Annotated in this window: 10 protein-coding genes; 5 read left to right on the plus strand and 5 right to left on the minus strand. The window is 37.0% G+C overall.

Features of this window, described 5'->3' with window-relative positions:
- Positions 1–56 precede the first annotated feature (56 nt).
- Positions 57–2,435, minus strand: coding sequence for a phosphoenolpyruvate synthase (gene ppsA / locus RM573_RS16615; RefSeq protein ID WP_311584652.1), 2,379 nt, complete (start codon positions 2,433–2,435; stop codon positions 57–59).
- Positions 2,436–2,886: 451 nt separating this feature from the next.
- On the opposite strand from ppsA, the gene ppsR reads away from it, so the two are divergent.
- Both ppsR and RM573_RS16625 read left to right on the plus strand, forming a co-directional pair.
- Positions 2,887–3,696 (plus strand): posphoenolpyruvate synthetase regulatory kinase/phosphorylase PpsR, encoded by an 810-nt coding sequence (gene ppsR, locus RM573_RS16620; protein WP_311584655.1) that lies wholly within the window; start codon positions 2,887–2,889, stop codon positions 3,694–3,696.
- Between the two features lie 152 nt (positions 3,697–3,848).
- Complete coding sequence (locus RM573_RS16625; protein WP_311584657.1) at positions 3,849–4,901, plus strand: 3-deoxy-7-phosphoheptulonate synthase; 1,053 nt, start codon at positions 3,849–3,851, stop codon at positions 4,899–4,901.
- Positions 4,902–4,991: 90 nt separating this feature from the next.
- Here RM573_RS16625 and RM573_RS16630 read toward each other — a convergent pair whose 3' ends face one another.
- Together RM573_RS16630 and RM573_RS16635 are read right to left on the minus strand one after the other, a co-directional pair.
- A complete protein-coding gene (locus RM573_RS16630; RefSeq protein ID WP_311584660.1) occupies positions 4,992–5,921 on the minus strand; it encodes a hypothetical protein in 930 nt (309 codons plus the stop codon).
- A 489-nt stretch (positions 5,922–6,410) separates the two neighbouring features.
- Entirely contained in the window at positions 6,411–7,391 is a 981-nt protein-coding gene (locus RM573_RS16635) for a helix-turn-helix domain-containing protein (RefSeq protein ID WP_311584662.1), read from the minus strand.
- A 365-nt stretch (positions 7,392–7,756) separates the two neighbouring features.
- Between RM573_RS16635 and rcsF the strand changes: the two genes are divergently transcribed.
- From rcsF to RM573_RS16650, 3 genes are all read left to right on the plus strand, one after another.
- Positions 7,757–8,200: an Rcs stress response system protein RcsF gene (gene rcsF / locus RM573_RS16640; protein WP_311584664.1), complete on the plus strand. Its 444-nt coding sequence runs from the start codon at positions 7,757–7,759 to the stop codon at positions 8,198–8,200.
- A 63-nt stretch (positions 8,201–8,263) separates the two neighbouring features.
- Positions 8,264–8,989, plus strand: coding sequence for a tRNA (N6-threonylcarbamoyladenosine(37)-N6)-methyltransferase TrmO (gene tsaA / locus RM573_RS16645; RefSeq protein ID WP_311584727.1), 726 nt, complete (start codon positions 8,264–8,266; stop codon positions 8,987–8,989).
- Positions 8,990–9,104: 115 nt separating this feature from the next.
- Positions 9,105–9,998 (plus strand): DMT family transporter, encoded by an 894-nt coding sequence (locus RM573_RS16650; RefSeq protein ID WP_311584666.1) that lies wholly within the window; start codon positions 9,105–9,107, stop codon positions 9,996–9,998.
- Between the two features lie 106 nt (positions 9,999–10,104).
- On the opposite strand, the gene RM573_RS16655 is transcribed toward RM573_RS16650, so the two are convergent.
- Entirely contained in the window at positions 10,105–11,400 is a 1,296-nt protein-coding gene (locus tag RM573_RS16655) for an amidohydrolase family protein (RefSeq protein ID WP_311584669.1), read from the minus strand.
- 229 nt (positions 11,401–11,629) lie between these two features.
- The gene (locus tag RM573_RS16660; RefSeq protein WP_311584672.1) at positions 11,630–12,124 is read right to left on the minus strand and encodes an FKBP-type peptidyl-prolyl cis-trans isomerase; all 495 of its coding nucleotides are present in this window, start codon (positions 12,122–12,124) and stop codon (positions 11,630–11,632) included.
- Positions 12,125–12,128 lie beyond the last annotated feature (4 nt).

The following is a 12,128-nucleotide window of genomic DNA, read 5'->3' on the forward strand; positions in this document are numbered from 1 at the left end:
ATTAATTTTCTTTAATAATGCTGTTTTATTCTTTACGGTTAATTGAACCTTTCTACTTAACTTTTAGCGTGTTGCTCTGCTAAATAAAGCCACGTCGGTAAAACTGTATCTGGGTTTAACGACACGCTATCAATGCCTTCGTTAACAAGCCATGCGGCAAAATCAGCATGATCAGAAGGACCTTGACCACAAATACCAACATATTTACCACGTGCTTTACATGCCTTGATAGCCATTGACAATAAGGCTTTTATGGCTGGATTTCGCTCATCGAACAAATGGGCAATTAAACCAGAATCTCTATCAAGTCCTAACGTTAATTGTGTTAAGTCATTTGAGCCAATTGAAAAACCGTCGAAATGATCGAGAAATTGATCCGCTAATAAAGCGTTTGATGGTAGTTCACACATCATAATGACTCTTAGGCCATTCTCTCCACGTTTTAAACCATGCTCAGCTAAAATTTCAATCACCTGTTCCGCTTCTTCAAGCGTACGGACAAATGGGATCATCACTTCAACATTAGTAAGATCCATCTCATTTCTGACACGTTTTATTGCTTCACATTCTAGTGCAAAACATGCTCTAAAATCTTCAGAAATATAGCGTGAAGCCCCCCGATAGCCTATCATCGGATTTTCTTCATCAGGTTCAAAATGCTCACCACCAACTAAATTAGCGTATTCGTTAGATTTAAAATCTGACATACGAACTATGACTTTTTCCGGTGAATATGCTGCCGCTAATGTGGAAATGCCTTCGGTTAACTTAGCAATATAAAACTCGGTAGGACTTGCGTATCCGGCAATAATATCGTTTATTTCATCTTTTAAATCAGCAGGTTGCTCATCAAAATTTATGAGCGCTTTAGGATGAACACCAATCATTTTATTAATGATAAACTCTAATCGAGCCAAACCTATCCCCGCGTGCGGTAAACGAGCAAATGCAAATGCTCTATCAGGATTGCCAACATTCATCATTATTTTTAGAGGTAACTCAGGCATATCATCTACTTGAGAAGTAGTGACAGTAAATTCTAGTTTACCTTGATAAATAAAACCGGTATCTCCTTCTGCACAAGAAACGGTTACTTCATCACCCGTAGCAATTTTACTGGTTGCGTCGCCACAACCAACTACCGCAGGAATTCCCATTTCACGAGCAATGATAGCCGCATGACATGTTCTACCGCCACGATTCGTAACAATCGCAGAGGCTTTTTTCATAATGGGTTCCCAATCAGGATCTGTCATGTCAGTGACTAACACATCACCTTTTTGTATTTTATCCATCTCATCAAGTGAAGCTAAAACTTTCGCTTCGCCGCTGCCTATTTTTTGCCCGATAGAGCGCCCTTCGCAAATAATATCGGCTGTTGATTGAAGTTGGAATTGCTCCATTACATTACCTACTTCACGACTTCTAACAGTTTCAGGGCGTGCTTGCACTATATACAACTTGCCGTCTAAGCCATCTTTTGCCCATTCAATATCCATTGGCCGTTGATAGTGCTTTTCGATTATAACCGCTTGTTTGGCCAGTTCTTGAACTTCGTCATCGGTTAAAGAAAACTGATTAGAGATGCGCTCATCAACATCGATCACTTCGACTTGCTTGCCGTGCTCTTGAGCATCGGTATAGACCATTTTAATGGCTTTAGAGCCGATATTTCGACGAACAACTGCAGGTTTATTTTTTGCTAAGGTTTGTTTATGAACATAAAATTCATCTGGATTCACTGCCCCTTGAACAACCATTTCACCTAAACCATAGCTTGATGTAACAAAAACAACGTCTTCAAACCCTGATTCGGTATCAATAGAGAACATCACACCTGAAGATGAAATATCACTGCGCACCATGCGTTGGATACCTGCAGAGAGCGCGACACCACGGTGATCATAGCCTTGGTGAACACGATAAGAAATTGCTCGATCGTTAAATAACGAAGCAAAAACATGTTTAATGGCGATCATGACGGCGTCTAAACCACGGACATTTAAAAAGGTTTCTTGTTGACCAGCAAAAGAAGCATCAGGCATATCTTCCGCAGTGGCTGAAGATCTCACGGCAAAAGATGCGTCTGCAGAAAATTCACCCGCTAACTTTTCGTATGCTTGTTCAATATTTCGCTGCATTTCAGGTAAAAATGGCGTGTCTATTATCCATTGACGAATCTGGTTACCACAGGCTTCTAATGCGTGAATATCACTTACATCGAGCGTATCAAGTAATTGATAGATTTTGTCGTTTAAGCCGCTTTGCTCTAAGAATTCGTTGAATGCAAAAGCGGTTGTTGCAAAACCACCTGGCACTTGCACCCCAACATTTGAAAGGTTTGAAATCATTTCCCCAAGTGATGCATTCTTCCCGCCTACGCGATCTACATCACCCATACCTAACTCTTCATACCAAAGTACATATTCCTGCACGACAAATTCTCCGATGTGGATAAAATTAAAAAGGTTATTTTATAATAAGGTCTGTTGAACTTTCATTTTACTCTCTGCTATTGGTTAATTTTTAAGATAACAAGGCGTAAAACGTGTAATGTAGTCATACGACTTAAATGTTTTTTCAACCTTTTTTAACCTTTGTAACATACGTTAAGTTTTAAATTAGCCATAGCCTTTGGGTTGTAGTGAAATGGAGTCTCTCTTGGTTGCTTCATGGGGATTTGGAATATCCAAACCTTACCTAAAGCGTCTCGATTACTATTTTTTCAAATACAACAGTGTTTTAAACTGTAAGTTCAACAGACCTAAGTTTCATTGTAGCTGAGATCATTTTACACTGGTTATTGTTCAAACTAAAAGATATAAAGAAAACTTTCATATCACATTACGAAATATTAATATCATTAAAATTATATGAGGACCTAAAATGCGCACTGCTTTTTATATCTCTGATGGCACAGCTATTACATCTGAAGTATTTGGTCACGCCTTACTCTCTTTGTTTCCTGTAGATTTTGCACATGAAACGATTTCTTTTGTAGAAACTAAAGAAAAAGCCCTTGAGGTGAAAGCGCTTATCAACAAAACCGCAAAAAAATCAAATGAACCTCCTTTGGTATTTCATACCTTTGTCAATCATGAAATAAGAGAAATAATAGACAGTTGCGATGGTATTATTTACAACTTTCTTGAGCATTTTGTTTCACCTTTAGAAAAACAACTTGGTATTTCCGCTAAACCTAAAGCTCATAGAACGCATAGTATCCATGAAAATAGTTACGATTACCGAATTGATGCTGTTAATTACTCTTTAGCAAACGATGATGGCTCGAATATTTCAAACTATGAACATGCCGATGTCATTTTAGTAGGCGTTTCTCGTTCAGGTAAAACCCCCTCGTCGCTATATCTTGCCCTTCAATACGGTATCAAAGCGGCTAACTATCCGTTTACAGACGACGATATGGAAGAGCTAAAACTCCCAAGCTTTTTAGTACCGCATAAAAAGAAACTGTTTGGCTTAACCATTGATGCACAGAGATTAATGGATATTAGAGAAGGACGCATGTCTAACAGTAAATATTCTTCTGCTCGACAATGCCGTATGGAATTGAGAGAAGTTGAAAAACTCTATAAGAAAGAAAAAATACCTTTTTTAAATACCACGAAACTTTCAGTGGAAGAAATTACGGCAAAAATACTTAATCAAACAGGGCTGCAAAGATACAAATACTGATTTATATTAATTTAACATGATTAATACCGTGAAAGCGGTTCACAATGGTGTCGATTTTCTGTATGTTAGCGCGATGATTTATCCTTACTGTACTTAGCCTTATTACCTGTATTTAGCTTTTAAAGTGACAGTAATTACCAAAGTAATATGACATGACTATCAAAACCGATGAATTTAGAACGACGCTAATCGAGAATTTAGTATCTCCTGCCCAACTAGCTGAGCAAATTCCACTCTCTGATGATACTGCTAATTTTATCATTCAAAGCCGGAAAGACATTGAAGCAATTATTAATGGAGAAGATGATCGACTATTAGTGATTATCGGGCCATGTTCTATTCACGATACTGATGCAGCTATCGACTATGCGAAACAGCTGAAAGCGCTTCATGAACACCATAAGAATGAATTACTCATTGTCATGCGGGTTTACTTTGAAAAACCTAGAACAACCGTTGGCTGGAAAGGATTAATTAGTGATCCTGATTTAGATAAATCTTTCCATGTAGCAAAAGGTTTGAATTTAGCGCGTAATTTATTAATGGAAATTAACGAACTAGGTTTACCCGCTGGTACTGAATTTTTAGACATGGTTACTGGTCAATATATTTCAGATCTAATTTGTTGGGGCGCTATTGGCGCAAGAACCACAGAAAGCCAAGTCCATCGAGAATTAGCCTCGGCACTGTCATGCCCGGTAGGCTTTAAAAATGGAACCGATGGCAATATACAAATTGCAATTGATGCAATAAAAGCGTCCAGTGTACCGCATGTACTTTATTCTCCTGATAAAAGCGGGCAAATGTGTATTTATCAAACACATGGTAATCCTCACGCTCATGTGATCTTACGCGGAGGTAAAACGCCAAATTACCATCCAGATGACATAAATAGTACGTTAGAAAAATTAACTAGCAATAACATCAATGCAGGAATAATGGTCGATTGTAGTCATGGCAATAGCTATAAAGATCATAATAAACAAATTGATGTGGCGAAATCGATTGCTAGTCAAATAATCGCTGGCAATAAAGGTATTTCAGGGGTGATGGTTGAAAGCTTTTTAGTCGAAGGTAACCAAAAAGTCATTGATAAAGATTCATTAACCTATGGTCAAAGTATCACAGATGCCTGCGTTGATTTAACGGCAAGTCAAACAATGTTGTCTTTATTAAGCGATGCGATTAAGCAACGTAGAAATTAACTTACAGACCTCATCTATGGCTAGGTAAACCAAATAATTTACGTGTTATCTGGCCATGATTCCCTTGGCATAAAATTAAATATTTAAAGGTTAGTTCTCAAGCGTGTTTAAATTAAAATCTTTCGGTAAAATCCAATAGTCAGGGTTATTTGCAGTTTCTCCTAATTCAAGAAAATCATTAGGCAATTCAAAATAAACTGATCTATGCTCATCTTTAAAAGGATAAACACTGGCAGTTAACGGATGCGTTTGCATTAACTTTTCAATTTCACCATTTTCCGCTAAAAGTATGAGTCCTTTCTCTATCCAACGGGCTAATTCAACATTCGCTTTACTGGTAAAAAAATAAACCGCGAAAGGATAATGTAAAATAATGTCTTGATAATTGATTAAATCAGGATACATTTGTGCCCGTAATGCCAATTCAGTTAATGAGTCATGAAAACTTCGAGGGAAATAATCACATCGCTTATGATTTAGCATATTAAAGATGTCTTCATAATGAGTAGAAGTTGTAACTAGTAGATCAGCCGCGCGTAAAATCTTAGTATCTGGCCAATGAGCTCCTTGGCAGGCTGAGAATTTTTTTAATTCATCAATCGTTTTTATCTGGTCAAAACTAGCTACAGAATCTTGATGAATAGTAAACTTTCGATAACCTATTAATCCTCTTGTTGTCGGTATTTTAATCGCTAGTAAGTCTTTCTCAAGACTTTTACTACTTCCTAACCAATAAACATCTAAGTTTTCGCCTTTTTTTAGTTCTACAATCGCTCGCCCTTGCGACATTTTTATCGTATCAAGAATCTCGGGAATTTTTCGCCCTTCAGCCGCTTTGTCCAGCGCCATTTTTAACAGTTGTTTATGATAGTCATGTGAGATATCAAACGTGGAGCGTTGTTGTGGTATTTTGATCGTTTGCTCAACTGCTACGGATTGTCTCGAAACAACAGAAAACGTTAGACAAATGGCTAAAGTAAGTAGTGTTATTAAAGCACGAAAAATATCGCTTCTGCTCATAGATGACAGATAGATGAAAATAATGTGACGACATTATTACTTAATTTATATTCCATGTCCATGTTAGCCAACCAGCGAACTAACGATAAAACAAATCATTATTTAACAGTGACTTACAATGTGATTTCACGTTAAAAATCAAGAATTATAGACGATATTGTACATACAAATGAAAACAACCAACCGCTGCTACTGTTAAAGTCATTTTCATCAATGATATATTGTTAACTTTACGATGTATTCAATTACATAATCGTTGTAATAGTGGTAATGACTATTGCGTTTAACTTACGTGTCTACTCAAGTACGTAACAATATTGAACTGGATAAGAAATTTTAATCACCAAATAACTTAACTCGAAAACAGTATTTGGTAAATTAGCTTTAAAAATATACAAGCCTTTACCATTTATAGGTATTTACCCCATAAGCAATCGTGCAGGCTTGATTTTAGTTTTTAGCTTAGATTAAAGTTCAGTATGGTTTTAGTTAAGTTTCATTTTTCTCAAATAATTCCATTAATCCAATTAATGCCGCAAATAATACCGCACCAACCGGCCATATTATCCAAGTGACACCCCAATCCATTGTCCACAAACTCCAACCTAGAAAGATGGCAACTAATAATGGCCAATAAAATGCCGCAAGCTTTTCGGCACGTTTTGCTCTTTTTGATTTTTCCGTTTCTTTAACATTGTCTTTTAAAATATTGTTGTAAGCATCAAATTTTGCAGATACAGGCGACACAATACAAATACCAATAGCAATAATTATAAACAACACAATCAACATCATTAAGGTTAATCCTTCACCTTGCATAAACATACTAGCCACTAATAAAGGCACAAAACTAATGATGAACATAAAAATCCCTAGAGATAAACGAAAATGATAAATATTCTGAAAATCCTTTAGTTTTTCTTGAAAAACACTATGAACACCATAAGACAATTCAAAAGGCTCATTTTCTATGGAATCTATTTCAGCTTGATACTGGTTCGTTTTTATAAAATAACTAACGGCAACAGACACCATCAGTAATATACTGACAATGCCTGCCACAGCAGCAACATTACCAGTCATATTTAATCGTCCTGTTTGGGCCATAGCCAAAAAGAAAAATAATGGGATCACCGAGCTTATACAAAACACCACGCCTTTCGTGATTAAAGACGACACAAGTCGCTTCGTTTCTACATAATGTAAAGCTTGTTCTAAATTAATCTGAACACTACCCGGTTCTTTTCCATCACTTTGAAGATCCGGTATTTCGATGTCATCTTTTAATAAATAATCAGTCGACACATCAAAAATTTCGGCTAACTTAATCACTTTATTTAAATCAGGAATACTATTTGTACTTTCCCATTTAGACACTGATTGTCTGGACACATCCATCTTCTCAGCAAGCTCTTCTTGCGACCAACTCAATTGTTTTCTTAGTTTGATAATTTTTTCGGCTAAAATCATTATTAACATTCCTTTCTTTATTTTTGAGTTGCAATCATAGGAATACAGAGGGTTGCAGACTAGCAAGCCAACTTGTAAATTTGTCAACCAGCAGTTGCAATTTAGCTTTTTTGAGAATATTTCTTTCTTTTTAACGTAAAAATCGAAAATTTACCATGTAAAGTTTTTGTTTTGCTATGGACTGGTTATGGCTTTCCAGATTGATCAGATCATCGTTTTATAATCAGCTTAATTTTAAATAAACCTGCTTTATTACAACTAAACATTTTAGTTCAAAGCGACAATCGACTAAATACTTTCAAAAAGAATTAACTTAGAATAAGGTGATACCACAGTAGTATACTAATTATCTTTCCTGAGCGATTATGAATAAAACCACACGAATAAAACCATTAAATAGCTTTTTGATCTTATGTTTCATTACCGCATGTTCATCACGTTATCAGGTACAAACCAATTTAGATAACCTTAATTTTAAAGATTATTATAGCCCTGCAGCTGTGACAATTTATCAAAATGAACAAAGCATGCTCAAGAATAAAAATACAGAAAGTTCCCAAGCTGCTCCTAAATATCAATATTTAGGAGCTGTAGAAGGCGATGATTGCCAAGAAAAAGCCCATCATCAAGCACCTGATGAAATCAATGCCAGAACAAATGCTCGTAGAAAAGCGTACGACTTGGGCGCCAATGCCATTATTTTTTCAGGCTGTGCTTTGATAGAAAAAAATGAAGCAGATAAAAAGTGTTTAGCTACCACTGTTTGTTATGGACGAGCGTACCTGTTAAGCGTAAACAGCAATGAATAATACGATTAAAACAACCGAGAAAGTGAACAAACGTTAAATCAAAATACCAATATTAATGTCGAGATTATTGCACGGGTATTTTCCCCTTATAAAGAAAAGTTTGCCATCCCTCGACAACCTGGAATAGTCACTGCTGCCACAGGAAAAGTAGTTTTACTTAACAAGGCAAATAATATCGATTTAGTCAGAGATTTAGCACAATTTAGTCATATTTGGCTCATTTTTGTTTTTCATGCCACTCATCAACAAGGATGGAAACCTTTAGTGAGGCCTCCTCGTTTAGGGGGCAATAAAAAAACAGGTGTTTTTTCCACTCGCTCTACTTTTAGACCAAACCCAATTGGCATGTCCGTGGTACGTTTGGAAAAAATAACTTATATCAACAAACAAGTTGAATTGCATATTTCCGGTTTAGACCTGCTCGACCAAACCCCTATAGTCGATATAAAACCTTATATTCCCTATTCGGATGCTATACCAGATGCGAAAGCAGGCTTCGCTCAAGAGCAACCTAGCAACAGTAAACATGTAAGTTTTGCTCAAAAAGCAAGGAACACATTAGATTCTGTCCAAGTAGAATTCCCCAATTTACAAACTTTAATTGAACAGGTTTTAGCACAAGATCCTAGGCCCGCATATAAGCAAAATAACTCATCGACTCTTCATGAAGCGAGTCTAATCGATAAGACTAATTTTGATGATAAAGTGTACGGCATACGACTTTATCGCTTTAATATAAAGTGGCGTCTGATCTCCGCCAGTACCATTGAAGTTTTCGAGATACACTAGGCTTCGTTGATTTTAACAGGTACGCAGCACTATTACCTTTTTTGATAAAAAACCAATACTATCAATGACTAAAGTAAAACAATAACAGTCCTTAAACTTGTGTTCAGGCAGATACATGATTATACGTCCAACAATTGAATTACCTTTGCTAGCAGCCATTTGGGGAGCTTCATTTCTATTTATGAAAATCGGTGGCCCTGAATTTGGCCCGATTCTCTTTATGGCCATGAGAACCTTCGTAGCAAGTTTATTGTTAGTGTCGTTATTAGCATATAAAAAACAAATCCGTTTATTATTTCAACAAAAAACCGCGATTTTTATCGTTGGTTTGTTAAACACAGCTATTCCGTTTTCGTTATTTGGCTGGGCAACCTTAACTTTAAGTGCCGGAAGTACTTCTGTACTAAATGCAACAACCCCGATGTTCGGGGCTATCGTTGCTGTAATTTGGTTAAAAGACACCTTTAATAACAGTACCATTTTAGGATTGCTCATTGGTTTTATTGGCGTATATTTTTTAATGTTCGAAAAATTAAATATGCCTAACTCAGAGGTAATTTTACCGGTGTTTGCGGTAATGTTAGCGTCATTATTTTATGGTATTTCCGCCAATTTCACTAAAAAATATCTATCAAAGGTTAAACCTTTAGTTTTAGCTACCGGCAGTCAAATATCAGCAAGTTTAGTGTTAGTCCCGATCAGTTTATTCTTTATCCCTGATACGATGCCCAGTATCGCTGCAATAAATGCGGTCGTTGTATTAGGCATTGTCTGCACGGGTTTTGCCTATATAATTTTCTTTCGATTGATTTCAGCGTTGGGCCCAACAAAAGCTATCTCTGTGACTTATTTAATTCCAACGTTTGGTTTGTTATGGGGATGGATTTTCTTACAAGAAAACATCAGCATGATGATGTTATTTGGCTGTAGTTTAATTTTATTTGGTGTCGCGTTAACGACAGGAATATTTTCGCTGAAAAATAAATTAAGTATCACAGTGAGTAAGTGATCAGTGTTGTGGCGATTTACCTTCAATAACAGCGCGTTCTAACATTCTATTGATGATAAACGACTGGTAAAATAACACTCACCAGTCGTCATTAATTAACGAAAGTTTACTTAGACTTGATAACTTCACCAGATTTCATCACAAAATCCACATCTAAAAGCTCATTAATATCAGTTAATGGACTAGCATGCATCGCAATAATATCAGCAATTTTACCGGCTTCAATCGTCCCTAGACTCGCAGACTTGTCAATTAAATCCGCAGCATTAACTGTGGCAGATTTGATCACTTGAGCGGCAGGCATACCGGCTTTATACATCAAAACAGCTTCTTGCGCGTTAATGCCATGTTTAGAGACGCCACTGTCGGTACCGAAAGCAATTTTAACCCCCGCTTTATAAGCTTTAGCGAAGTTACCTTTCATGTCGGTTCCCACTTTGATCGCTTTTGCTTTTTGAGAGTCAGATAACACATCGGTATTTTTTGCCATCTGTAACACCGTTTCACCGGCAAGTAAGGTTGGCACTAAATAAGCACCTGACTTTTTAAATAATTTATATGATTTTTTACCAGCATAAGTACCATGTTCAATGCTAGCAACGCCGGCTTCTAATGCGGCAATAATACCATCTTCTTGATGTGCATGGCTTGCTACTTTCGCCCCCATACGTTTGGCAGCTAAAACAACTTCTTTCAATTCGTCCATTTCCATCTGTTGGCCGGTGCCGGTAGCGCGATCGGTTAATACGCCGCCAGTTGATGTGATTTTTATTAAGTTAGCGCCATATTTAATGGCATGACGCGCCGCACGACGACAATCATAAGGACCATTACAAACGGTTTTATTGCTTTCATCATGAAATTCCATTAGTTCAGGGCTGACACCACTGACATCAGCATGACCGCCAGTAATTCCAACCCCACCGGCGGCAATGATTGTTGGTCCTTGCATCCAACCTCTATCTATAGCATCTCGCATAGCATACATTTCTTGCGAACTTGAGCCTACATCTCTAACGGTGGTAAAGCCTGCGTTTAATGTACGCATAGCAAACATATGCGAACGCATTTGCATCAACTGTGATGACATTTTTAATGCTTCACTGTCATTATTTGGTCCTAATTCCCCTTGTAAATGGACATGCATATCCATCATACCAGGCATAACAAAACTTTTTGATAAATCAACAAGCGTGGCATCTTTATCAATTGATTTTGCAGAGACAAAGCCTTTTTTAACCGCTTTAATTTTGCCATCCACAATTACAACGGTTTGTTTTTTTAAAGGGGCTTTACCTGGTACCGCTAATAATTCACCGGCATGTATAACCTGAGTGTCGGCTAGTACTGTAGTAGATAAGATAGATGTTAGTGCAATTGAGAGTAACGATAATACTTTCATTGTTCGTCCTTTAATCTTGTTATTATTAAATATTGCGAGTTTTTGTAACTTAAACCATAGCAAGGAATATCGGATTTAGGAAAACAAAATGAGACTAACCTCAGTTTTCTTGAGATAAAGCTCGGTGCTTTCATGAAAGATAAAACAGATGAAAAAAACTCACTCTATCAGCAATAAAGTGAGTTTATTTAAGAAAACTTAACCAAGCAGACTATCGGTTACGAATAATCTAGTGGTGATGGCCACCAACACCGTGAGCATGACCGTGTTCAATTTCTTCACTTGTCGCTTCACGAACATCAACCACTTCAAGATCAAAAGTTAATACTTTGCCAGCCAACGGTGGATTAATATCAACAGTCACCATAAAACGGCCTGCTTTAATTACCGTAACTTGACGTTGGCCTTGTTCTGTTTCAACAACAGCAGTCATCCCCGCTTTCCACTTAGCATTTTTACTAGGTAAACCGAGTAAATGCTTAACAGGTACACGCTGAACCATGTCTTCTTTTCGTTCACCGTAGGCATCTTCTGGTTGCAGGGTGACAGAAAATTTATCACCGGCTTGTTTATCTGCAAGGGCGTTTTCGACACCAACAAGCATATTATTGTAACCATGAAGGTAGGCTAATGGATCTGAGCTTAAAGAAGATTCTAACTCTTTCCCTGCTTCATCTTTTAAGGTGTAGTGAAACTGAACAACCGTTTTATCGGTAATTTTCATATTG

Source organism: Thalassotalea castellviae, assembly GCF_031846185.1.
Lineage (GTDB): Bacteria > Pseudomonadota > Gammaproteobacteria > Enterobacterales > Alteromonadaceae > Thalassotalea_H > Thalassotalea_H castellviae.

Bases quoted from the DNA above. Each gene is read 5' to 3' on its own strand.
- ppsR (WP_311584655.1), top strand. From the start codon at position 2,887: ATGCGCACTGCTTTTTATATCTCTGATGGCACAGCTATTACATCTGAA.
- RM573_RS16625 (WP_311584657.1), top strand. From the start codon at position 3,849: ATGACTATCAAAACCGATGAATTTAGAACGACGCTAATCGAGAATTTA.
- RM573_RS16630 (WP_311584660.1), bottom strand. From the start codon at position 5,921: ATGAGCAGAAGCGATATTTTTCGTGCTTTAATAACACTACTTACTTTA.
- RM573_RS16635 (WP_311584662.1), bottom strand. From the start codon at position 7,391: ATGATTTTAGCCGAAAAAATTATCAAACTAAGAAAACAATTGAGTTGG.
- rcsF (WP_311584664.1), top strand. From the start codon at position 7,757: ATGAATAAAACCACACGAATAAAACCATTAAATAGCTTTTTGATCTTA.
- RM573_RS16650 (WP_311584666.1), top strand. From the start codon at position 9,105: ATGATTATACGTCCAACAATTGAATTACCTTTGCTAGCAGCCATTTGG.
- RM573_RS16655 (WP_311584669.1), bottom strand. From the start codon at position 11,400: ATGAAAGTATTATCGTTACTCTCAATTGCACTAACATCTATCTTATCT.
- RM573_RS16660 (WP_311584672.1), bottom strand. From the start codon at position 12,124: ATGAAAATTACCGATAAAACGGTTGTTCAGTTTCACTACACCTTAAAA.